General features: G+C 71.6%; 20 protein-coding genes. 10 read left to right on the forward strand and 10 right to left on the reverse strand.

The features are described 5' to 3' along the window. Positions 1-8 precede the first annotated feature (8 nt). Positions 9-614 (forward strand): MarC family protein, encoded by a 606-nt coding sequence (locus tag IE178_RS09880; RefSeq protein WP_184764711.1) that lies wholly within the window; start codon positions 9-11, stop codon positions 612-614. A gap of 134 nt (positions 615-748) precedes the next feature. Here IE178_RS09880 and IE178_RS09885 read toward each other — a convergent pair whose 3' ends face one another. Next, positions 749-901 (reverse strand): DUF8834 family protein, encoded by a 153-nt coding sequence (locus IE178_RS09885; RefSeq protein ID WP_184764710.1) that lies wholly within the window; start codon positions 899-901, stop codon positions 749-751. 229 nt (positions 902-1,130) lie between these two features. Between IE178_RS09885 and IE178_RS09890 the strand changes: the two genes are divergently transcribed. Then, on the forward strand, positions 1,131-2,024 hold the full coding sequence (locus IE178_RS09890; RefSeq protein WP_193511982.1) for an NYN domain-containing protein: 894 nt from the start codon (positions 1,131-1,133) through the stop codon (positions 2,022-2,024). Here IE178_RS09890 and IE178_RS09895 read toward each other — a convergent pair. Continuing rightward, entirely contained in the window at positions 2,021-2,914 is an 894-nt protein-coding gene (locus tag IE178_RS09895; protein ID WP_193511983.1) for an alpha/beta fold hydrolase, read from the reverse strand. The genes IE178_RS09890 and IE178_RS09895 overlap by 4 nt on opposite strands. A 77-nt stretch (positions 2,915-2,991) precedes the next feature. Beyond that, positions 2,992-5,385 (reverse strand): DEAD/DEAH box helicase, encoded by a 2,394-nt coding sequence (locus tag IE178_RS09900; RefSeq protein WP_193511984.1) that lies wholly within the window; start codon positions 5,383-5,385, stop codon positions 2,992-2,994. A 480-nt stretch (positions 5,386-5,865) separates the two neighbouring features. Between IE178_RS09900 and IE178_RS09905 the strand changes: the two genes are divergently transcribed. After that, the gene (locus tag IE178_RS09905) at positions 5,866-6,621 is read left to right on the forward strand and encodes a ferritin-like domain-containing protein (protein WP_184764707.1); all 756 of its coding nucleotides are present in this window, start codon (positions 5,866-5,868) and stop codon (positions 6,619-6,621) included. 47 nt (positions 6,622-6,668) lie between these two features. On the opposite strand, the gene IE178_RS09910 is transcribed toward IE178_RS09905, so the two are convergent. The 4 genes from IE178_RS09910 to IE178_RS09925 all read right to left on the reverse strand — a co-directional run bounded on the left by IE178_RS09910 (position 6,669) and on the right by IE178_RS09925 (position 8,722). Then, complete coding sequence (locus tag IE178_RS09910; protein WP_193511985.1) at positions 6,669-6,938, reverse strand: hypothetical protein; 270 nt, start codon at positions 6,936-6,938, stop codon at positions 6,669-6,671. 335 nt (positions 6,939-7,273) lie between these two features. Continuing rightward, positions 7,274-7,501 carry a DUF3107 domain-containing protein gene (locus tag IE178_RS09915; protein WP_030220063.1) on the reverse strand — a complete coding sequence of 76 codons (228 nt, stop codon included), beginning with the start codon at positions 7,499-7,501 and terminating at the stop codon, positions 7,274-7,276. A 152-nt stretch (positions 7,502-7,653) separates the two neighbouring features. Next, positions 7,654-8,298: a TetR/AcrR family transcriptional regulator gene (locus IE178_RS09920; protein WP_184764705.1), complete on the reverse strand. Its 645-nt coding sequence runs from the start codon at positions 8,296-8,298 to the stop codon at positions 7,654-7,656. Between the two features lie 196 nt (positions 8,299-8,494). Beyond that, positions 8,495-8,722, reverse strand: a complete 228-nt coding sequence (locus tag IE178_RS09925; protein WP_184764704.1) for an Rv3202a family protein — start codon at positions 8,720-8,722, stop codon at positions 8,495-8,497. 207 nt (positions 8,723-8,929) lie between these two features. On the opposite strand from IE178_RS09925, the gene IE178_RS09930 reads away from it, so the two are divergent. From IE178_RS09930 to moeZ, 7 genes are all read left to right on the forward strand, one after another. Beyond that, positions 8,930-9,985, forward strand: coding sequence for an alpha/beta fold hydrolase (locus IE178_RS09930; protein ID WP_184764703.1), 1,056 nt, complete (start codon positions 8,930-8,932; stop codon positions 9,983-9,985). Positions 9,986-9,993: 8 nt separating this feature from the next. After that, a complete protein-coding gene (locus IE178_RS09935) occupies positions 9,994-11,637 on the forward strand; it encodes a DUF3152 domain-containing protein (RefSeq protein WP_193511986.1) in 1,644 nt (547 codons plus the stop codon). A gap of 209 nt (positions 11,638-11,846) precedes the next feature. Continuing rightward, positions 11,847-13,532, forward strand: a complete 1,686-nt coding sequence (locus IE178_RS09940) for a DUF3492 domain-containing protein (RefSeq protein ID WP_318279947.1) — start codon at positions 11,847-11,849, stop codon at positions 13,530-13,532. Beyond that, positions 13,529-14,659 (forward strand): hypothetical protein, encoded by a 1,131-nt coding sequence (locus IE178_RS09945; RefSeq protein ID WP_193511988.1) that lies wholly within the window; start codon positions 13,529-13,531, stop codon positions 14,657-14,659. The genes IE178_RS09940 and IE178_RS09945 overlap by 4 nt, the downstream gene beginning before the upstream one ends. 66 nt (positions 14,660-14,725) lie before the next feature. Continuing rightward, positions 14,726-15,763 carry an SDR family oxidoreductase gene (locus tag IE178_RS09950; protein ID WP_193511989.1) on the forward strand — a complete coding sequence of 346 codons (1,038 nt, stop codon included), beginning with the start codon at positions 14,726-14,728 and terminating at the stop codon, positions 15,761-15,763. Then, entirely contained in the window at positions 15,751-16,500 is a 750-nt protein-coding gene (locus IE178_RS09955) for a spherulation-specific family 4 protein (protein WP_193511990.1), read from the forward strand. The genes IE178_RS09950 and IE178_RS09955 overlap by 13 nt, the downstream gene beginning before the upstream one ends. A gap of 63 nt (positions 16,501-16,563) precedes the next feature. After that, positions 16,564-17,742 (forward strand): adenylyltransferase/sulfurtransferase MoeZ, encoded by a 1,179-nt coding sequence (gene moeZ, locus IE178_RS09960; RefSeq protein WP_193511991.1) that lies wholly within the window; start codon positions 16,564-16,566, stop codon positions 17,740-17,742. On the opposite strand, the gene IE178_RS09965 is transcribed toward moeZ, so the two are convergent. The 3 genes from IE178_RS09965 to IE178_RS09975 all read right to left on the reverse strand — a co-directional run bounded on the left by IE178_RS09965 (position 17,743) and on the right by IE178_RS09975 (position 21,644). Then, positions 17,743-18,183, reverse strand: coding sequence for a hypothetical protein (locus IE178_RS09965; RefSeq protein ID WP_193511992.1), 441 nt, complete (start codon positions 18,181-18,183; stop codon positions 17,743-17,745). Positions 18,184-18,389: 206 nt separating this feature from the next. Beyond that, entirely contained in the window at positions 18,390-19,886 is a 1,497-nt protein-coding gene (locus IE178_RS09970) for an alpha/beta hydrolase (RefSeq protein ID WP_193511993.1), read from the reverse strand. Positions 19,887-20,084: 198 nt separating this feature from the next. Next, positions 20,085-21,644 (reverse strand): alpha/beta hydrolase, encoded by a 1,560-nt coding sequence (locus IE178_RS09975; RefSeq protein ID WP_184764694.1) that lies wholly within the window; start codon positions 21,642-21,644, stop codon positions 20,085-20,087. Positions 21,645-21,731: the final 87 nt, after the last annotated feature.

The raw sequence follows: 21,731 nt of genomic DNA on the forward strand, positions 1-21,731 counted from the left end.
AGGCAGTCATGCTCGACGTCGCCGTCTTCGGCTCTCTCTTCCTGACCCTTTTTGTCATCATGGATCCCCCTGGGGTCACCCCGATCTTCCTCGCCCTGACCGCGGGCCGGCCCGCCAAGGCGCAGAAGCGGATGGCCTTCCAGGCCGTCTGTGTGGCCGGTGGTGTGATCGTCGTGTTCGGGCTGCTCGGCCACCGGATCCTCGACTACCTGCATGTGTCGGTGCCCGCGCTGATGATCGCGGGCGGGCTGCTGCTCCTGCTGATCGCGCTCGATCTGCTCACCGGCAAGACCGACGAGCCCAAGCAGACCAAGGACGTCAACGTCGCGCTGGTCCCGCTGGGGATGCCGCTGCTGGCCGGGCCCGGTGCGATCGTGTCGGTCATTCTCGCCGTGCAGAAGGCCGACGGAGTCACCGGGCAGGTCTCGGTGTGGGCGGCCATCTTCGCCATCCATGTCGTGCTGTGGCTGGCGCTGCGGTACTCACTGCTGATCATTCGGGTCATCAAGGACGGCGGCGTGGTCCTGGTGACCCGCCTGGCGGGCATGATGCTCTCCGCGATCGCCGTGCAGCAGATCATCAACGGCGTCACCCAGGTGATCCGGGGCGGCTGACCCCCCGTATCACCGCCGCGGCAACGCGCCGAGCCCCCGTGCCGAGGACGGCACGGGGGCTCGGAGGTGTACGGTCCGGGACCCGGCCCGTGTGGCCGTCGTCCCGCGTCATGAGCGTGTGGGCGTGATGAGGGTTATGAGGCCGGGGTGCCGGCCGGGCGGATCCACAGGCGCTGTCCGATGGCGGCGGCCTGCTGAACGATGCGGTTGACGGAGGCGGCGTCCACGACGGTGGTGTCCACGGGTGTCCCGTCGATGTCGTCGAGTCGCATGATTTCGAAGCGCATGGGCTTCTCCCTTCGTCTGGTCATCCTCCTGAAGGAGAACTACTGGGTGGAGGGCACACGGGCCAGTCGGTGCCTGTGTGCCATGACGGGTTCAACGGCCTGTGCGATGCAAACATTCCCTACGCTAAGGAAAATATTCGATCTACTAAATACTGACCGGTAAGTGTTTCGAAGGAGACCGACCGAGACCGGTTGTGTTCGTAGTGTGACCACCGGGACAATGGAGCTGATGAACGAAGACCTCGCGGCTCTGCACGCCCGTATCGACCGCACGAACGAGCTGCTCCAGCGCATGCTCGCCGAGGTGGCGAAGACGCCCTCGACGCATGCGATCTTCGTCGACGCCGGCTATCTGTACGCCGCCGCGGGGCGCCTGGTGGCCGGGACGGAGGACCGCCGGGCCTTCGACCTCGACGCCGAGGGACTCATCGACGCGCTCATCGACCGGGCCCGCACCGTCTTCGCGGACAGCAGGCTGTTGCGGGTCTACTGGTACGACGGTGCCAGGCGCCGCATCCACACCGCCGAGCAGCAGACCATCGCCGAACTCCCGGACGTCAAGGTCCGCCTCGGCAACCTCAACGCCAACAACCAGCAGAAGGGCGTCGACTCCCTGATCCGCACCGACCTGGAGTCACTGGCCCGGCACCGCTCCATCAGCGACGCGGCCCTGCTCGGCGGCGACGAGGACCTCGTCTCGGCGGTCGAGGCGGCACAGGGGTACGGCGCCCGGGTCCACCTCTGGGGCATCGAGGCACCCGAGGGCCGCAACCAGGCCGAGCCGCTGCTCTGGGAGGTCGACAGCCAGCGCACCCTCGACCTGGACTTCTTCAAGCCGTATGTCTCCCGGCGCGCGGCACAGACGTACGAGGCCACGACGGGTCGGCCCACGCGCGAGGACGTCCGGTTCGTCGGTGCGCAGATCGCCGCGAAGTGGCTGGTCGCGCGCGGCCGGGACACCCTGGTGGAACTGCTCCCCGGTCATCCCTATCTGCCCGGCTCGGTCGACCAGGACCTGCTGGTGGAGGCGGAGGGCCTGCTGCAGTACTCCCTGCGCGGCCAGGCGGATCTGCGACGCGCCCTGCGCGACGGCTTCTGGGACCACCTGCAGACGCAGTATTAGCGATCGCGACGATCGCGACGGTCGGGTTGGTGGTCGTCCCAGAAGTCGGCGAGGGCGCGGGCGGTCGGCTCGGGCCGGTCGATGGTCGGTGAGTGCTCGGCCCCTTCGATGACGGTGCGATGCGCCTTCAGCCGCAGCGCCATCTTGTCGAGGTCCGGCACCGGCCAGGTGTCGTCCCGTACGCCCGACAGGACGTGGAACGGCAGCGGTACGGCGGACAGTTCGGCGACCCGGTCCGGCTCGACGCACAACTGTCGGCCCGTGGCGAGCAGTTGCGCGGGCCGGGTGCCGAGCCAGCGGCGCCGCAGCCACTCCTGACCGCCTATCCCGCGGGCCGGCCCGCCCACCTCCTCCGGCGGCCCCATGGCCAGGATCACCTCCCAGCACTCCGCCATCGACATCACCGCGAGCGCGTCCCGCAGCAGCTTCACCCGCTGTTCCTGGGGGACGGAGATCCGTGCGGGGCCGGAGGAGACGAGCGTGAGCGAGCGGAAGGGCGAGTGGTCCAGGAGGGCGGCGGCACGGGCGATCTGGCCGCCGAGCGAGTGTCCGACGAGATGTACCGGCGTACCGAGCACGGAGGCCTGCGCGAGCACGTCCTGCGCCAACTCGACCTGAGCGTAGGCGGATTCGTCGTCGGTGGGCCCGTCCGATTGGTACTGACCCCGCCCGTCCACGGCGACCGTGCGATACCCGCGCGCGGCGAGCGGCTCGTGCACCAGGGCGAAGTCCTCCTTGCTGCCCGTGTACCCGGGCAGCAGCAACGCGGTCCCCCTCACCGGAACGCCGGCGGCCGGCGGCACGTCCACGACGGCGAACTCCCCGCGCGGGGTGCGGAGTCGGTGGGCGCGGGCGCCGAGGCGCGGGGCGGGGGAGGAGTCGCTGGTCACGGGGTGAGAGTAGCGGGTTCGGATACGCCGACGGCCCGGCCCCACGGGTGTGGGACCGGGCCGTCGGTTTCGATGCGTCAGCCTTCCGCGGGCTCCGCGGCGGCCGCCGTCTTCCGGGTCCGTCGCGGCTTCGCCTCTGCCGTGGCGTCCGGCTCCTGCGCGGCCGCGGCGGCCTTGCGGGCGCGGCGCGGCTTGGCCTCCGCGCCCTCCGGCTCCTGTGCGGCCTGCGCCGGGATCCCGGCGGCCTCGGCGGCCTTGCGGGTGCGGCGCCGGGGCTTGGCCTCGGCGGCTTCCGCGGTGTCGGCTGCCTCCGTGGCGGTGGCGGTGGCCGCGGTCTTGCGGGTGCGGCGCGGCTTCGCCTCGGTGGCCTCGGCCGTGTCGACGGCGGCTTCGGCCTTCTTGGCCGTGGCCTTGCGCGTACGGCGCGGCTTGGCCTCCGCCGCCTCCGGCTCCGTGACCGTCTGCGCCGGGATCTCGACGGCGACGGCCGGGTCCGCCTCGGCGGCCTTGCGGGTGCGGCGGCGGGGCTTGGCCTCGGCGGCTTCCGCGGTGTCGGCGCTGTCGGCTGCCTCGGTGGCCGCGGTCTTGCGGGTGCGGCGCGGCTTCGCCTCGGCGGCCTCGGTGGCCTCGGCGGTGTCGACGGCGGCTTCGGCCTTCTTGGCCGTGGCCTTGCGCGTACGGCGCGGCTTGGCCTCCGCCGCCTCGACCGGCTCGGCGCTCCCCTCGGCCGTGTCGACGGCCGTCTCGGCCTCCGCCGCGGTCTTGCGGGTGCGGGTGCGGGTGCGGCGGGACTCGGCTGCCGGAGCCTCGGTTTCCGTCACCACCGGGGCGTCCGTCACCACCGGGGCCGCAGCGGGCTCCTCGACCGGCGGCGTGACGACAGGCGCCGTTTCCACGGCTGCCGTCTCGGCCGTCTTGCGGGTGCGGCGACGACGGGGCTTCTCGGGGGCGTCCCCGGACGTGCCCTCGGCCGTGTCGACGGCCGCCTCCGCCGACTGCGCCGGCTCCACCGCGGTCGCCGCGGCCGGCGTCGTCCCGGACGGGACGCCGCCGCGCATACGGCGACGACGGCGCGGGGTGCGTGCGGTGACCGTGCCGGCCTCCGCACCGTCGGTGCCTTCCGCGACCGGGCTCACGGGCTGCTGCGCCGTCTCGTCCAGCGGCGTACCGCCACGCGTACGACGGCGGCGTCGCGGCGTACGGGTCGAGGTCTCCGACTCGGCCGGACGGGCGTCACCGCGCCCGCCCCGGCCGCCGCGCCCGCGCGGTCCACGGCCGCCCGGCTCGCCCAGGTCCTCCAGCTCCTCCGCGTCCAGCCCGGCGCGCGTGCGCTCCGAGCGGGGCAGGACGCCCTTCGTGCCCTCGGGGATGCCGAGGTCGGTGTAGAAGTGCGGGGAGGTGGAGTACGTCTCCGGCGGGTCGTTGAAGCCCAGGTCCAGCGCCTTGTTGATCAGCTGCCAGCGCGGGATGTCGTCCCAGTCGACCAGCGTGATCGCCGTACCCTTCGCGCCCGCGCGGCCGGTACGGCCGATGCGGTGCAGATACGTCTTCTCCTCTTCCGGCGACTGGTAGTTGATGACGTGCGTCACGCCCTCGACGTCGATGCCGCGGGCGGCGACGTCGGTGCAGACGAGCACGTCCACCTTGCCGTTGCGGAACGCGCGCAGCGCCTGCTCGCGGGCGCCCTGGCCGAGGTCGCCGTGGACCGCGCCGGAGGCGAAGCCGCGCTGCTTGAGCTGGTCGGCGAGGTCGGCGGCGGTGCGCTTGGTGCGGCAGAAGACCATGACCAGTCCCCGGCCGTCGGCCTGCAGTATCCGCGCGACCATCTCGGGCTTGTCCATGTTGTGCGCGCGGTAGATGAACTGCGTGGTGTTCGCGACCGTCGCGCCCTCGTCGTCCGGCGCGGTGGCGCGGATGTGCGTGGGCTGGGACATGTAACGGCGGGCCAGACCGATGACCGCGCCCGGCATGGTGGCCGAGAACAGCATGGTCTGACGCTTGGCCGGCAGCAGGTTGATGATCTTCTCGACGTCGGGCAGGAAGCCCAGGTCGAGCATCTCGTCGGCCTCGTCGAGGACGAGGGCCTTCACATCCTTCAGGTTCAGCTTCTTCTGCCCGGCGAGGTCGAGCAGTCGGCCCGGGGTGCCGACGATCACGTCGACGCCCTTCTTCAGCGCCTCGACCTGCGGCTCGTAGGCGCGGCCGCCGTAGATCGCGGTGACGCGCACATTGCGCACCTTGCCGGCGGTCAGCAGGTCGTTGGTGACCTGTGTGCACAGCTCACGCGTGGGGACGACGACGAGCGCCTGCGGGGTGTCGGTGAGGTCCTCGGGCTTCGCACGGCCCGCCTCGACGTCCGCGGGGACGGTGACGCGCTCGAGGAGCGGAAGGCCGAAGCCGAGCGTCTTTCCGGTGCCGGTCTTGGCCTGGCCGATGACGTCCGTGCCCGTCAGGGCCACGGGGAGCGTCATCTCCTGGATGGGGAAGGGGGTGATGATGCCGACGGCCTCCAGGGCCTCGGCGGTCTCGGGGAGGATCCCGAGCTCTCGGAACGTCGTAGTCAGGGTGCTGCCTCTTCTGTGTGCGCGGTGCGAGGCGAGCGCGGGGGTCGTGTAGGGACCGTGCCGGGGACGTCGGCTGCCTTACGGGCGGGGCCGTAGGACACGGGACCACTGCCGACGCTCTAGCGCTCGTACCGCTGAGGTTCCCCCTCCGGATTCCGTACGCAGCGTGGCGTACGGCAGGGAGGGCTGTCGGGTCGGAGCCGATCGGGCCACCGACCGGGCATCCTCATACATACGGCCTGTCGAGTACGTCAGAGTGCTCAGCAGGCGCATTACCACCATACCCTGGATTCGCGCACACGCCATGGCCGATTTGGTCACGTAGTCGTCGTCACACTGATTGGCCAGGGCCTTCCGGCGCGGGGCAAGCGGGATATTGTGCGCTTCATGACGAGCTCCGACAAGCCTGACAACGCCGCGGCCAGCACCGAGACCACCACCGGGCACACCGGCGTCGCCGCCATGGACTGGGCGGCCGCTTCCGCCGACCCCCAGTACCGCGCCGCTGTCGTGGATCTGCTCGGCGCGCTCGCGTACGGGGAACTGGCGGCGTTCGAGCGGCTCGCGGAGGACGCCAAGCTGGCGCCCACGCTGGCGGACAAGGCGGAGCTGGCGAAGATGGCCTCGGCCGAGTTCCACCACTTCGAGCGGCTGCGTGACCGGCTCGCCGAGATCGGCGAGGAGCCGACGCACGCGATGGAGCCGTTCGTCGCCGCGTACGACGGCTTCCACAAGCAGACGGCGCCCTCCGACTGGCTGGAGGGTCTGGTCAAGGCGTACGTCGGCGACTCCATCGCCAGCGACTTCTACCGGGAGGTCGCGGCCCGCCTGGACTCCGACAGCCGCGCCCTGGTGGTGGCGGTGCTCGACGACACGGGTCACGGCGGTTTCGCCGTGGAGAAGGTGCGCGCCGCGATCGACGCGGACCCGCGGGTGGGCGGGCGGCTCGCGCTGTGGGCGCGGCGGCTGATGGGCGAGGCACTGTCGCAGTCCCAGCGGGTGGTCGCCGACCGGGACGCGCTGTCGACGATGCTGGTGGGTGGGGTCGCGGACGGGTTCGATCTCGCCGAGGTCGGCAAGATGTTCTCCCGGATCACCGAGGCGCACACCAAGCGCATGGCGGCACTGGGACTGGCGGCCTGAGAACCCCTCGGGGCCGGTTCACCCCCGGCGCCACCGTCGGCGCCCGGTCAGGCGGTCGCCGACCGGCGGCGCAGTCTTCCCGCCGGGCGCAGCAGCAGCGACAGGGACGCCACGGACACGATCACCGCGCCGAGCAGCATCGTGAGCAGATTGCCGGCGTCCAGCGCCGTGGTGATGAGGAAGGCGCCGAACAGCGCTCCGGCCACACCGGTCGGCAGGACCAGGGCGCGGGCGGGAAGACGGTGCGGCAGACGGTGGCTGGCCGCCCACCCCAGAGCCAGGCCGAGGATCGCGGAGCTGAGCGCTTCCAAGAGCATGTCGGGGTCCCTCCCACATGGCCGGCCTGCTCACATCGTTCCTAGCCCGTCCTACCCCTGACCTGCGGAATCCAATCCTCATCCGTGAAGCACCTGTGCTCCATCCGTGAGGGCGCACGCACGTACGAACGGGACGGCGCACCGCCGGACCGCGGGGACGGCACACTCCCGAACGACCGGGACGGCACACCCTCGGACCACGGGGACGGCGCACCGCCGAGCGAGCGCGAGGGCAGGGCCGCTGACGGCCGGAACGGCGCCGCCGCTGACGCCGGAACGCGGGAGGGCCCGGCGGTGTCGAACCGCCGGGCCCTTCCACGACTGCCGGTCGTCGCCTACAGCGCGCCGAAGCCCACCTTGCGCGGGGCCGGCTCGCCGATCTCGATGTACGCGAGACGGTCGGCCGGGACCAGGATCTTGCGGCCGTGCTCGTCCACGAGGCTCAGCAGCTGCGACTTCCCGGCCAGCGCCTCGGCCACCACGCGCTCGACCTCCTCGGCGCTCTGACCGCTCTCCAGAACGATCTCGCGGGGCGCGTGCTGCACGCCGATCTTGACCTCCACGGCTATGTCCCTCCGACGGTCAGTGAAGTGCGCGACCTTCCGCGCCGTACCAGCACACATTAGCCCGGTGCAGGGACGTGCACGCTGCGCCCGGCCACGCCATGAGCGAACAGCCGACGGGAACAAACCGCCGCCGGCGCCCGCCCGCGTACTCAGTGATGCTGTTCGTTGCCGTGCAGCGGGAATCCGGCGATGCCCCGCCACGCCAGCGAGGCCAGCAACTGCACCGCCTGGTCACGCGGCACGCTGCGGTCGCTGTGCAGCCAGGACCGCGCCACCACCTGGGCGAGACCGCCGAGCCCCGAGGCGAGCAGCATCGACTCCGCCCGCGACAGCCCGGTGTCCTCGGCGATCACGTCGCAGATCGCCTCCGCGCATTCGTTGGTCACCTTGTCGACGCGCTCGCGCACGGCGGGCTCGTTCGTCAGATCCGACTCGAAGACCAGGCGGAACGCGCCGCCGTCGTCCTCCACGTACGCGAAGTAGGCGTCCATGGTCGCCCGGACGCGGTGCTTGTTGTCCGTCGTCGACGCCAGCGCGTGGCGCACCGACTGGATCAGGGCCTCGCAGTGCTGGTCCAGCAGGGCGAGATAGAGATCGAGCTTGCCCGGGAAGTGCTGGTAGAGCACCGGCTTGCTGACGCCGGCGCGCTCGGCGATGTCGTCCATCGCGGCCGCGTGGTAGCCCTGCGCGACGAAGACTTCCTGTGCGGCGCCCAGCAACTGGTTCCGTCGGGCACGGCGCGGCAGGCGTGTACCCCTCGGGCGTACCGCCTCTGTCTGCTCGATGGCTGTCACGCCGCCTCCCATTGTCGTCCATGTGCGGTGTGAGCCGCGCCGCCATCGTACTTTTCGGTAACCGTGGTGTGCGCGGTGAGAACGCAGAATTTCACGGACCGGACGGCGGTGAAAGCCATACGGACGGTTTCAAAAGGTGTCAGAGCGGGCAAGAAGGCCTCCTCACTGCTCGATCACGCCCCGGCCGGCGTCCTCGTCACCGGTAGTCGTCCTCGTCGAGGGAGACGACCCGGGCCTGTTCCACCAGGTCCGCCTCATTGGCACGGTCGGGATCGACGCCGGTCAACGGGTCGTCGCGGTCGGGCTTCACCTCCGTGTGCTGCTCGGCCGCGTCGACCTCGGGCGCCTCGACGTCGTACTCCTGGTTCCCGCGAACGTCCTCGTCTTCCTCGAACGTCTCGGGGTCGGTCGGGTCTACGGCCATGCTGGGCTCCCTTCCTACGAACGTCCCTGGAGAATGCAGGGGCCACATGCGGGTGCCCTTTCTTCGAGCCTAGGAGACACCCGATCCGGACGCTATGCGATCCGCGACCGGGATGTGACAGTGTGCGCACCCCGAGGAGCGGGATCAGGCATCCCCTGTGACGGCGAACACATGAACCACTACGTGATCGTCTCGTAACATTGCCGCATGTCTTCGACCGAGCTGCCGTCCGTGCCGCCCGCCAGCGCGCTTTCCGAGGCGGCGGCCGTCAGGGTCGCCGCCGGGGAACGGCTCAGATCGGTGGAACTGCCCGGGGTCACCCTGTCGGTGCGGTCGAGGCCTGGCGCGCGGGAGGGACTGCCGCCCGCTCTCTACGTCCACGGACTCGGCGGTTCCTCGCTGAACTGGTCGGCACTCATGCCGATGCTGGACGACGTCGTCTCCAGCGAGGCCGTGGACCTGCCCGGCTTCGGCGACTCCCCACCCCCGGACGACGGCGACTACTCCATCACCGCGCACGCACGCGCGGTGATCCGCTATCTCGACGCCGCCGGCCGCGGTCCGGTGCACCTGTTCGGCAACTCACTCGGCGGCGCGGTCGCCACACGGGTCGCCGCCGTACGCCCCGACCTCGTCCGCACCCTCACGCTCGTGTCACCGGCGCTGCCGGAACTGCGGGTGCAGCGCACCGCCGTCCCGACGGGACTGCTGGCGGTACCCGGGGTCGTATCGCTGTTCACCCGGATCAGCCGGGAGTGGACGGCGGAACAGCGGGTCCGTGGCGTGATGCAGCTCTGCTACGGGGACCCCGCGCGGGTGACGGCGGAAGGGTTCCGCAACGCCGTGCAGGAGATGGAGCGGCGGCTGCGACTGCCGTACTTCTGGGACGCGATGGCACGCTCCGCGCGAGGGCTCGTCAGCGCGTACATGCTGGGTGGCCAGCAGGGACTGTGGCGCCAGGCCGAGCGGGTGCTCGCGCCGACCCTGCTCGTCTACGGCGGCCGGGACCAGCTCGTCGGCTTCCGCATGGCCCAGCGGTCGGCGCGCGCCTTCCGGGACGCGCGGCTGGTGACACTCCCGGACGCGGGGCATGTGGCGATGATGGAGTATCCCGAGACCGTGGCCCTCGCCTTCCGTGAACTCCTCGCGGATGCGACGGATCCGGCGGCCGAGGGGGATACTGATGAGCCGGGCGCGCAGGGCGCCCCGGGTCCTCCCGCCGAAACCGGTGGAGGGACCACCGCCGAGAACATGAGGGGCTGAGGCGCGACGTGGGACGCCACAGCCGCCGCGGACCCGCCCCGAAGGGCGACACCGCAGAGCCAGCCGGGGCACGGGACGGCCGCGCGGCCCGCCGGGACGACGCCACGGACGACCGGCGGGACGACGTTCCGGGCCCGCGCCGCATGCCTGCGGCTCCGCCGGCGCGAGGGCAGGCCGCTGGGGCTGCCCAGCAGCCGGGGCAGGCCACGGGCGGAACTCAGGGGTACGGGGTTCCCTACCGAACCTCACCCGGGACTCCGGCGCACGGAACTCCTGGGTACGGGACGCCTGCCGACGGGGTGCCCCGGTTTCCGGACGGCACGCCGGTGCAGGGGGTTCCGCGGCTCCCGGATGGATGGCTTCCGGAGGGAACGCCCGCGCACGGCGTCCCGCGCATGCCGGACGGCACCCCGGCGCACGGTGTTCCCCGGCTCCCCGACGGGACCCCGGTCGACGGTGTTCCCCGGCTGCCGGACGGTACCCCCGCGCACGGTGTGCCCCGAGCCCGCGGTGGGCACCCCGAGCAGCGGGAACACGGGGGCGGCTGGGGGACGTTGACAGGCCGGACGGCGACCGGGGCAGGGGCCGGCCACGGCACACCGGTGGCCGGGCCGCCGGGTGCGCCCCTCCCACGACAGCGGCAGGCACCTCCCCGGGGGCCGCGCCAGGACTACCTCGACGCCTTCGACGAGGACGACGACCTCTTCACCCCGCGCCCACCCGCCTCCGCGCCCACCGACGCCCCCCACGCCGCCGTCACCGACTGGAACGCCGCTCCGGTCACCGGCATCCCCTCCGACCTCGACGACGACAACGCCCCGCCGACCGGCGAGCCCGCGCCGGCCCGCGCCGGCAAGGGGCGGGCGTTCACGGGGATCGCGGCCGCAGCCGTCACCACGGTGCTGGCCGTCGTCGTGGCCGGCCAGGTCGCCGACCGGAGCGGCGGCACCGGCGTACAGGCGCAGTCCGCCGACGACCAGGCGCGCGACGTCCGGGATGCGGCCTCACGCGGGGACGGCCGGGAGACGCCCTCCGCGCCTTCCGCCGAGCCGCTGACGTACGAGCAGAAGATGGACAAGAGGTATCCGCTCAGCGCCGCGCGCGCGAGCACGGGGAAGTTCGACGCGGTCCCCGGCATCGACAAGGCGCCGGGCGTGGGCGAGAAGTTCACCTATCGGGTGGACGTGGAGCAGGGACTCGGCCTCGACGGCGAACTCTTCGCCGAGGCGGTGCAAAGGACGCTCAACGACGACCGCAGCTGGGCGCACAACGGCGCGCGCACCTTCGAGCGCATCCACTCCGGCCAGGTCGATTTCGTGATCACCCTCGCCGGCCCCGAGACGACCGCCGAATGGTGCGCCAAGTCCGGCCTGGACACCACCGTGGACAACGTCTCCTGCGACTCCGCGGCGACCGAACGCGTGATGATCAACGCGTACCGGTGGGCGCAGGGAGCGGAGACGTACGGCGACAGGATGCACGCCTACCGTCAGATGCTGATCAACCACGAGATCGGCCACCGCCTGGGCTACGACCATGTCACCTGTGACAAGAACGGCGACTTGGCCCCGGTGATGCAGCAGCAGACCAAGTTCCTCGAATACGACGGAATCAGCTGCCGCCCCAACCCGTGGCCCTTCCCGAAGAGCTGATCACCGGCTGAGCGCCCACTGACGGCCTTCTAGCGCGGCGGAACGCGTCCCGCACGGGAAAGTTACGCCTCTTCACCCCTTTTGGTGGCGTGATGGACAACCGTCCATCACGCCACCGCCTTGTCCGCATACGTTCGTCCCGCTGCGAGCCGCCGGGTCAACGGCGGCTCCCCATACGGGAGATCGGGGGTGCACAGGTGCGCATCGGAATGCTTACGGAGGGTGGCTATCCGTATGTGGACGGTGAGGGCTGGCTCTGGTGCGACCGCCTGGTGCGCGGACTCGGCCACCATGAGTTCGACGTCTACGCGTTCAGCAGCAGCGAAGCACAGGAGCAAGCGGGCTGGGTCCCGCTGCCGCCGCAGGTCGGCCGGGTGCGTACCGCACCGCTGTGGGGGGCCTGGGGTGACGGGGTGGTGTACGGCCGCCGCGCGCGCCGGCGCTTCTCGGAGCACTACGGCGAGCTGGCCGCCGTCCTCTGCGCCGCGACGGACCCCCTTGCCCCCGACAGCCGGCCCGCGAGGCCCGGCACACCCCGCGTGTCAGCCGAGGCGGACCGTTTCGCCACCGCTCTCCACGGCCTTGCCGAACTCGCCCGCGACGAAGGGGGCCTGCAGTCCGCGCTCCGCTCCGAGACGGCCGTACGCGCCCTGGAGCGCGCCTGTCGTGCGCCCGGCGCCCTGCGCACCACGCGTGAGGCCCGCGTACCGGATCTGCTGGCCGTCGCCGCCCACCTGGAACGCGCCCTGCGCCCCCTCTCGCTCGACTGGTACGAGGAGGACGGACTCGGCGCGGTCGACGTCTGCCACGCCGCCGCCGGCGGGGTGACGGCCCTTCCGGGTCTGCTCGCCCACCACTTCTCCGGCGTCCCCCTCCTGGTCACCGAGTACGGCGTACGCCTGCGGACGTACTACCTCACCCGCCCGGACTCCCCGCCCGCGGTCCGTGCCCTGCTCGCCGCCTTCCACGGCAGGCTCGCCGCCGAGATCTACCGCCGGGCGGCGTTCATCACACCGGGCAACACGCACGCCCGCCGCTGGCAGGAGCGCTGCGGCGCCGACCGGGCGAAGCTCCGCACGGTCTACCCCGGCATGGACGCCGCGCCCTTCGCGGAGGTGGGCGAGGCCCCGGAGAGCGCGGACCCGCACACCCTCGTCTGGGTCGGCCACGTGCAGCCCGCCAAGGACCTGGTCTCGCTCCTGCACGCCTTCGCGGAGATCCGCAAGGAGGAGCCGAAGACCCGACTGCGGATCATCGGCGGACCCTGCGGCCCGGAGGGCGCCGCCTACCTCGGCCACTGCAGGGCACTGGCCGCCCAGCTCTTCCCGGACGAGGCCGAGAGCCCGCACTCCGTCGGTGACAACCCGGTCTCCTTCGAGGAGCTCGGCGGCCCCGAACTGCCGACCCCCGCCGACGCCTACGGACGCGGTGCCGTGACCGTTTCGTCCAGCGTCGTCGAGGGCTTCCCGGTCGGCCTGGTGGAGGCGATGTTCTGCGGTCGCGCGACGGTCTCCACGGACGTCGGCGCGGTCGTGGAGGCCATCGGCGGCACCGGTCTCGTCGTACCGCCGCGCAATCCGCGGGCGCTCGCCGAGGCGTGCGTCTCCCTGCTGCGCGACCCCGAGCGCCGCGCGCGCCTCGGCGCCGCCGCGCGCGCCCGAGCACTCGAACTGTTCACCGCCGACCAGAGCATCGCGGCGTTCCACGGCATCTATCTGGAGATCGTCGCCCGGACACCGGTCCACCGCCTCCTCCTGGACGCCACCGGCGACCCCCTGCCCTTCGCCACCCCCGCCGAGGCCCACGTCCCCGGCCACTGGACCGACCGCACCTCCCGCGTCCTGCCCGGGTGGGCCATGGACGCCCCGGTTCCCGCGACGGAGACAGCCCGATGACCGACCTCGGCGAACTGAACCGCGGCACTCCGCCGGGCGCGGCCGACCCGGTCAAGGCGCTGCTGCACCGCCACCGCGATCTGTGCGAACGGGCGGTGGACCCGCTGGAGATCGCTGCGGGCCTGGAGGCCCACGGCATCACCGACCGCATCGCCGCCCGTTTCCGCCACCGCGACGTCTTCTCCCTCGCGGAGGAGCTTTACGCCCGAGTCCCCCGCGCCGGTGAAACCCCGCAGCCCGCACCGACCGAGCCACCCCCCGGGACAGGCACCGACCGGACGGCCCTCATCCTTCTCCCCGTGCTCCCCGGCGCCCTGTGCGCGGCAACGGTGATCGCCCTGCGCCAGACCCACGGCCAGACCGGCCTCTACGCGGCCGTCGCCGGCGTCCTCGCCGTCACCCTCGCGCTGCGCGCGGCACTGCGCCGAGGACCGCTCAGCTCCCTCGGCCCCACCCGGTCCCGCACCGCCACGGCCTCCCGGACCTGCTGGCTCATCGGATACGCCCTGCTGGGCAACGGCCTGCTCGGTACCGCGATCACGGGCGGCCCGGACGGCCTGCCCAACGGCACCGCCGAAGGAGACTGGCCGCTCACCGTCGCCCCGGTCCTGGCGCTCGCCCTGTCCTGCGCGCCGGCGGCCTGGACCGTCCGCCTCTTCACCGTCCACGCCCGCCGCAGGCTCCGCTCCAGCCGTGGGCTGGAGGACCTCGCCGCCTCCGTACGCCCCGTGCTGCTCGGCACGTTCGCCCTGTACCTGACCGCCCTGGCCACCCTCCTCACCGCATCGTCCGCCCTCCTGGACGAGCCCTCAGCCCACGCGGAAACGCTCACCCTGGGCGCCCTCCTCTTCCTGGCCCGCCTCCTCACCGTCCACGGCTTCACCCACGCCCCGAAGGTGATCCTCACCCTCACCGTCGCCGCCCAGGCGACCGCCCTGGCCACGGTGTTCGCGGCCCGCCTCCCCGGCTGCGCCCCTGTGGACGCACCCGTGGAAACCCTGACGGCCTGGGACCCCGCCGCCCTTCCCGCCCTCACCTGCGGTGCGGCGGCCCTGACCCTCCTGATCCACGCCTCCCGCACCCTCACCCGGGCCTCGGCCCACATTCCACCGGAGCAACCACGGTGACCCATCCGAAGGAGACCCCCGCATGACCACCCACCCCGCAGCTCCGCACCCCGAAGGAGCCGCCCGATGAGAGTCCTGCTGATCGGAGCCAACGGCTACCTCGGCCGCTTCGTGGCCGACCGTCTCCTCGCCGACCCCGCGGTCCAGCTCACCGCCCTGGGCCGCGGCGACGACGCCGACGTCCGCTTCGACCTCGCCACCGGCAGCCCCGGCGCCCTCACCCGCTTCCTCGACGCCGTCCACCCCGGCGTGGTGGTCAACTGCGCCGGCGCCACGAGAGGCGGCGCCCGCGAGCTCACCCGGCACAACACCGTCGCCGTCGCCACCGTCTGCGAGGCCCTGCGTCGCAGCGGCTGCGGGGCACGGCTCGTGCAGATCGGCTGCAGTTCGGAGTACGGCCCCAGCCAGCCCGGTTCCTCCACCGCGGAGGACGCCGTCCCCCGCCCCGGCGGTCCGTACGGCGTGAGCAAGCTCGCCGCCACCGAACTGGTCCTCGGCTCCGGCCTGGACGCCGTGGTCCTGCGGGTCTTCTCACCCGTGGGCCCCGGCACCCCCGCCGGCTCCCCGCTCGGCCGTCTGGCCGAGGCGATGCGCCGCGCCATGCAGTCCGGCGACGGTGAGCTGAAGCTCGGCGGTCTCGGCGCACAGCGGGACTTCGTCGACGTCCGTGATGTGGCCCGCGCCGTCCACGCCGCCTCACTCTCCGCCGCGCAGGGCGTCATCAACATCGGCTCGGGCCGCGCCGTCCGCCTCCGCGACGCCGCCGGCATCCTCGCCCGGGTGGCCGGATACGGCGGAGCCCTCACCGAACTGGACGGCCCGCCCGGCATGCACCACGCACCCCACGTGACGGCGGGCCCCCACCACGCCACCCACGCGTCCCACGCCACCCAGTCCCCCCACATCAGGCCCACCATCGGCCACCCCCGCCCCGACCCCGACCACCACACGACGAGCCCCATGGCCTTCCCGTACCCGGACGGCTGCGGGAGCTGGCAGCAGGCCGATGTGCGCACCGCCCGCGACCGGCTCGGCTGGCGCCCCCGGATCAATCTCGAGGAATCCCTGGCCGACATCTGGATGGAGGCCGCATGCCGCATCTGACCAGTGCCAAACGCGGCACGGCGAGCACAGACGTCCGCACCGGCTTCGGCATCCCCGGCTTCGCGCACCCCCTCGTCGCCCCCGCCGAGTGGAACGAACTCACCCGCCCGGGCACCCCCCTGCACTGGGTGGTGCTCAACGTGGCCGACGGCCCCGGTGGCCGGCCCGACCCGCGCTGCCTGGAGGCGGCCGGCCGGCTGCGCAACGCCGGTGTCCGCGTCCTCGGCCACCTCGACACCGCGTACGGCCTGCGGACCTTCGGCGAGGTGATCTCGGACGCCCACCGGTTCCTCGACTGGTACCAGGTCGACGGCTTCCTCCTGGACCGCTGTCCCGCCGACCGCGCCGCACTCCCCGAGGTCCGGCGCACCGTCACCACGCTCCAGGCGATCCGTGACGACGCCCACATCGTCCTCGGCCACGGCACCCACCCGTACCCGGGATACGCCGAACACGCCGACCAACTGGTCACCTTCTCCGGCCCGTGGAGCGACTACCGCTGGTCGCAGGTGGCGGAGTGGACCGCCGACCACCCGCCCGAACGCTTCTGCCACTTCGTGCACGGAGTGCCCCGGCCGCACCTGGACGAGGCCCTGCGCATCGCCCGCTGGCAGGGCGCGGCCACGATCTACTTCACCGACCACACGGGGCACGGCGGCCGTACCGAACCCTGGGAGCCGCGGCCCGGTTACTGGGACGACCTCGTCTCGCGGATCGGGACAGGTGTCTCGGAATGAAAAAGGCCATGGCAGTGTTAAGCGGAGAACAACCGTAGTGATTGACCGACCAACGGAGTCCCCGTGTCGCTGCCACCCCTGGTCGAGCCGGCCCCCGAGCTCACCGTAGACGAGGTCCGCAGGTACTCCCGCCACCTGATCATCCCCGATGTGGGCATGGACGGGCAGAAGCGGCTGAAGAACGCCAAGGTGCTCTGCGTGGGCGCCGGCGGCCTGGGTTCGCCGGCGCTGATGTACATGGCCGCCGCCGGCGTGGGCACCCTCGGCATCGTGGAGTTCGACGAGGTCGACGAGTCGAACCTGCAGCGCCAGGTCATCCACAGCCAGGCCGACATCGGCCGCCCCAAGGCCGAGTCCGCCCGTGACACCGTCCAGGGCATCAACCCGTACGTGAACGTGATCCTTCACGAGGAGCGGCTCGAGGCCGACAACGTGATGGAGATCTTCAGCCAGTACGACCTGATCGTCGACGGCACGGACAACTTCGCGACCCGCTACCTGGTCAACGACGCCTGCGTCCTGCTGAACAAGCCGTACGTGTGGGGTTCGATCTACCGCTTCGACGGCCAGGCCTCGGTGTTCTGGTCCGAGCACGGCCCCTGCTACCGCTGCCTGTACCCGGAGCCCCCGCCCCCCGGCATGGTCCCCTCCTGCGCCGAGGGCGGCGTCCTGGGCGTGCTGTGCGCGTCCATCGGCTCCATCCAGGTCAACGAGGCCATCAAGCTGCTCGCCGGCATCGGTGAGCCCCTCGTCGGCCGTCTGATGATCTACGACGCCCTGGAGATGCAGTACCGCCAGGTCAAGGTCCGCAAGGACCCCGACTGCGCGGTCTGCGGCGAGAACCCGACCGTCACCGCGCTCATCGACTACGAGGCCTTCTGCGGTGTCGTGTCCGAGGAGGCCCAGGCGGCGGCCGTCGACTCCACGATCACTCCCAAGCAGCTCAAGGAGTGGATCGACGACGGCGAGAACATCGAACTCATCGACGTACGCGAGCCGAACGAGTTCGAGATCGTCTCCATCCCGGGCGCCCGGCTGGTCCCCAAGAACGAGTTCCTCATGGGCAGCGCCCTGGAGAACCTGCCGCAGGACAAGAAGATCGTCTTGAACTGCAAGACGGGTGTCCGCAGTGCGGAAGTCCTCGCGGTCCTGAAGTCCGCGGGCTTCGCCGACGCCGTCCACGTCGGCGGCGGCGTGATCGGCTGGGTCAACCAGATCGAGCCGGAGAAGCCGGTGTACTGATCAACCCTTCCGCTGACCGGCGGACCTGAAGAAGCCCATGGCACTGACCAGTTCAGGTGCCGTGGGCTTCTGCCGTGATGGGTTGGCGTCGGCCGCGGTGTCGCGTCTACGCTCTTCGGTCGGTGGACTCGCGAGGAGTGGACCGCCGTTGTCGCCCGGCGTGAGCGTCTCATTCCGCTGACGATCGAACCCCTTGCGGCCGCTGACGTACCCGACATCCTGAGTGCCGTCATCCAAAAGGATCTGCACGGCTTGGACTCGAATGAGCAGGCGGCCATCGCCGCACTGCTGGATGCGGTCAATGGACCCACCGGCCCGCATAAAAAGCCCGGCTTTCCTGGCGCGCTCGCACCCGGGGGCCCCTCCACCGCCAGCTCCGGCAGCCAGCGTCTCGGCGGCGACCACTCCTTCACTGAACAGGTGACCCGGTCCCTCGCCCATGCCTTGACTGCCAACAACAAGCCATACGAGCCGTACGGCTACCTGCCGCTCAACCGCCGAACCCGTAGGGCTACGCTCCGGGGCGCTACCTCGGATGCACCGGCGGCGGTCTCGGGCTCGACGATCTCTACGGGACAGCCCTGAGGCCGGCATCGAGGCTGAGGCGGGTCTCCACGCGTCACGGGTGCGTGGAGCCCCCGCCGTCGTCATGAGCAGACCTTGCCGTCCTCGGGCACCGTGCCGTTCAGCAGATACGCGTTCACCGTGGAGTCGACGCAGTCGCTGCCACTGCCGTACGCACCGTGGCCCTCGCCCTTCCAGGTGAGCACGACACCGACGTCCTCGCCCAGCTCGTCCGCCATCTTCCGGGCACCCTCGTACGGCGTGGCGGGGTCGCCGGTGTTGCCCACGACCAGGACCGGCGCCGCGCCCGGCGCGCTCACCTCGGGGGTGTCGTGCTGACCGGGAACCGGCCAGTCGTGGCACCAGCCGGCCGTGTCCCAGCCGAGGAACGCCCCGAACACGGGCGAGATCTCCTCGAACTCGGGCAGCAGCTTCTTCGTCTCCTCCAGGGTCGGCCGCTGCTTGTCGTCCAGGCACGATATGACCCGCTGCGAGTGGGTCGTCGTGCCGTAGCGTCCCGAGGTGTCGCGTTCGTTGTAGCCGTCGGCCAGCGCCAGCAGCTCCGAACCGTCCCCCTCCTGCGCCGCCTTCAGCGCGCTGGTCAGCGCAGGCCAGCCGTCCTTGCTGTACAGCGGCAGCACGATGCCGGTCAGCGCCAGGGTCTGCGTCAGCTCGCGTCCGGAGGCGGACGTCGGCAGCGGTTCGGCGTCGATCCGCTCCAGGAGCTCCGCGATCTCCCGCGACCCCTGCCCGGGGTCCCGTCCGGTGGACTTCAGGTAGTTGTCGAGCGCCGTCTGGAAGCCACGCGTCTGATTCCTGGCATGGCCCACCGTGTCGGCGCTCGGGTCCACCACCGCGTCGAGCGTCATCCGACCCACCTTCTTCGGGAACAGATGGGCGTAGACGCCGCCGAGTTCGGTGCCGTAGGAGATCCCGAAGTAGTTCAGCCTGTCGTCGCCGAGGGCCTGCCGGATGCGGTCCATGTCGCGGGCGGTGTCCGTGGTCGACACATGGGCCATCAGCTTCCCGGCGGCGTCCTGGCAGCCCTTGCCGAAGTCGGCGGCGTCGTCGAGGAACGCCTGTTCCTCGGCCTGCGTGTCCGGGGTGCCGTCCACCGACGACTCGGCGGCCTGGATGCTCTTGTCGTCTCGGCAGCGGACGCCCTCGCTGGCGGCCACCCCGCGAGGATCCCAGCTCACCAGGTCGTACCGCTCGCGCAGCTCGGCGGCCGTGGCGGCGTAGGACGGCATCGTGGACACGCCCGAGCCGCCCGGGCCGCCGAAGTTGAACAGCAGTGAGCCGAGGCGGTCGTCGCCCGTGGCCTTGGCCCGGATCAGGGCCAGCCCTATGGTCGAGCCGTCGGGCTTCGACCAGTCCAGCGGCACCCGCAGAGTGGCGCACTGCCAGTCGCCGCCCGGAGCGGGGCCGTCCCCGGTGGCCTTGCAGCGTCCCCACTCGAGCGCCGTCCCGCCGCTCTTGCCGTCGTTCCCTGAGTCGTCGTCCGACGAGCCGCCGCTGCAGCCCGCCGTCAGAAGCGCGGCGGCGACCGTCAGGGCCGTCCACCGTGTGAAACGGGTCATGTGCCACTTCCCCCCTCGCTGGCCGTCCGCACTGTGCCGCGGATGGCGGTCAGGCCATGGTAGGCAGATCCGCCGCCCACCGGGGCAGCCTGTGGATAACGCTCTGACCTGCGACTTCCCGCGACTTCCCGCGACTTCCCGCGACTTTCCCGCGACTTCTTGCGGGTTCCTGCGACTTACTGCGGCTCGGGCGCCCGTTCAGGAGCAGACGGTCCCGGCCATCGGCACCTTTCCGTCCAACAGGTAGCCGTGCACCGCGTTCTGTACGCACGTGTTCTTGCTGCCGTAGGCCCCGTGCCCCTGCCCCTCGTACGTCAGCTCCACACCGACGCCCTCACCGAGCGCCTGCGCCATCCTGCGCGCCCCCTCGTACGGTGTGGCCGGGTCGCCGGTGTTGCCGATCACCAGGATCGGGTCCGCGCCGGGGGCGTGCACGTCCGGATGGTCGGCGGCCCCCGGCACCGGCCAGTCGGTGCAGCCGATCAGTCCCCACGCCAGATAGTCGCCGAACAGGCCGGACACGGCCCGGAACTCGGGCAGCCTGCGCTGCACGTCCGCCGGGCTGTAACGGGGTTTCTCGTCGGCGCAGTCGATGGCGGTGTTGGCCGCGACGAGGTTGCTGTACTCGCCGTTCTCCCTGCGCCTGTTCAACGAGTCGGACAGCAGCATCAGAATCGTTCCGTCACCGCCGTACGCCTGCTTGAGACCGTCAGTGAGAAGATCCCAGAACTCCTGCGAGTACAGGGCCTGCACGATCCCGTTGGTCGCCGCGGTCTGGGTGAGTTCCCGCGGGAAGAGGCCGGTAACGGGCCTGCTGTCGAGGTCCTTCAGCAGCTTGGCGATCCGGTCCTTCACATCCTGTGCGCTGTCGCCGACGGGGCACTCCTCCTTCTGGGAGACGCAGTGCTCGGCGTAGTTGTCGAGCGCGAGCTGGAACCCCCGGGCCTGCCCCAGCGAGCCCTGCTCCGCGTTCTGCGTCGGGTCGACGACCGCGTCGAACACCACACGGCCCACCCTCTTCGGGAACAGGTGGGCGTAGACGCCGCCCAGTTCGGTGCCGTAGGAGATACCGAAGTAGTGCAGCTTCTCGTCGCCGAGGACCTGGCGCATCAGGTCCAGGTCGCGGGCGGCTTCCGTGGTGCGCACATGGGGCAGGATTCGCCCGGAGTTCCTCTCGCAGGCCGCGTTGAACTCCCTGGTGATGTCCATCAGTTCCGTGCGCTCGGCGCTGTCGTCGGGGGTGGCGTCCTGCTGGAAGTAGGCGTCGAGCTGCTGGTCGTTCTGGCAGGTCACGGGTGCGCTGCGGCCGACTCCGCGGGGATCGAAGCTCACCAGGTCGTAGCGGGTGCGCAGAGTCGCGTAGTCCTTGCCGAACGCGGGCAGCGTGGTGACGCCGGAGCCCCCCGGGCCGCCGAAGTTGAAGATCAGGGAGCCGATGCGTTCGCTCGCCGCGCCGCTCGACCTGGCCCTGATCAGCGCGAGGTCGATGGTGTCGCCCTTGGGTTCGTCCCAGTTCAGCGGCGCCTTCATGGTGGCGCAGCTCCATTCGCCCCTGCCGCCCGGCAGCGGGGACGGGCGAGCGCTTCCGCCCTGGGCCTGGGACGGGACCGGGCAGTCCTCCCAGTTGAGCTTCTGATCCGTCAGGTCCTCGTCCCTGTCGTCCTGGCCGCAGCCCGCCAGCAGCGCGGGCAGCAGTACGGCGAAGACGGTCAGGGCGGCGACCCGCAGGCGGCAGCGGTGGGACAAGGGGTGGGGCATGTTCCCATCCTGCGGTCGCCCGGAGCGGGACGCGCGGGACACGGGCCGTACGAGGTACGGGGCCGCGGCCGGACACCGTCCGTCTCG

Origin of the sequence: Streptomyces griseoloalbus, from assembly GCA_014650015.1 — a bacterium.
In the GTDB taxonomy this organism is placed as follows: Bacteria; Actinomycetota; Actinomycetes; order Streptomycetales; family Streptomycetaceae; genus Streptomyces; species Streptomyces griseoloalbus.

What these genes read in the sequence shown, in the direction of transcription:
- IE178_RS09880 (WP_184764711.1), top strand. Translation starts at nt 9, where the DNA reads ATGCTCGACGTCGCCGTCTTCGGCTCTCTCTTCCTGACCCTTTTTGTC.
- IE178_RS09885 (WP_184764710.1), bottom strand. Translation starts at nt 901, where the DNA reads ATGCGCTTCGAAATCATGCGACTCGACGACATCGACGGGACACCCGTG.
- IE178_RS09890 (WP_193511982.1), top strand. Translation starts at nt 1,131, where the DNA reads ATGAACGAAGACCTCGCGGCTCTGCACGCCCGTATCGACCGCACGAAC.
- IE178_RS09900 (WP_193511984.1), bottom strand. Translation starts at nt 5,385, where the DNA reads ATGACGCTCCCCGTGGCCCTGACGGGCACGGACGTCATCGGCCAGGCC.
- IE178_RS09905 (WP_184764707.1), top strand. Translation starts at nt 5,866, where the DNA reads ATGACGAGCTCCGACAAGCCTGACAACGCCGCGGCCAGCACCGAGACC.
- IE178_RS09910 (WP_193511985.1), bottom strand. Translation starts at nt 6,938, where the DNA reads ATGCTCTTGGAAGCGCTCAGCTCCGCGATCCTCGGCCTGGCTCTGGGG.
- IE178_RS09925 (WP_184764704.1), bottom strand. Translation starts at nt 8,722, where the DNA reads ATGGCCGTAGACCCGACCGACCCCGAGACGTTCGAGGAAGACGAGGAC.
- IE178_RS09930 (WP_184764703.1), top strand. Translation starts at nt 8,930, where the DNA reads ATGTCTTCGACCGAGCTGCCGTCCGTGCCGCCCGCCAGCGCGCTTTCC.
- IE178_RS09940 (WP_318279947.1), top strand. Translation starts at nt 11,847, where the DNA reads ATGCTTACGGAGGGTGGCTATCCGTATGTGGACGGTGAGGGCTGGCTC.
- IE178_RS09945 (WP_193511988.1), top strand. Translation starts at nt 13,529, where the DNA reads ATGACCGACCTCGGCGAACTGAACCGCGGCACTCCGCCGGGCGCGGCC.
- IE178_RS09950 (WP_193511989.1), top strand. Translation starts at nt 14,726, where the DNA reads ATGAGAGTCCTGCTGATCGGAGCCAACGGCTACCTCGGCCGCTTCGTG.
- IE178_RS09955 (WP_193511990.1), top strand. Translation starts at nt 15,751, where the DNA reads ATGCCGCATCTGACCAGTGCCAAACGCGGCACGGCGAGCACAGACGTC.
- IE178_RS09965 (WP_193511992.1), bottom strand. Translation starts at nt 18,183, where the DNA reads ATGGGCGAGGGACCGGGTCACCTGTTCAGTGAAGGAGTGGTCGCCGCC.
- IE178_RS09970 (WP_193511993.1), bottom strand. Translation starts at nt 19,886, where the DNA reads ATGACCCGTTTCACACGGTGGACGGCCCTGACGGTCGCCGCCGCGCTT.
- IE178_RS09975 (WP_184764694.1), bottom strand. Translation starts at nt 21,644, where the DNA reads ATGCCCCACCCCTTGTCCCACCGCTGCCGCCTGCGGGTCGCCGCCCTG.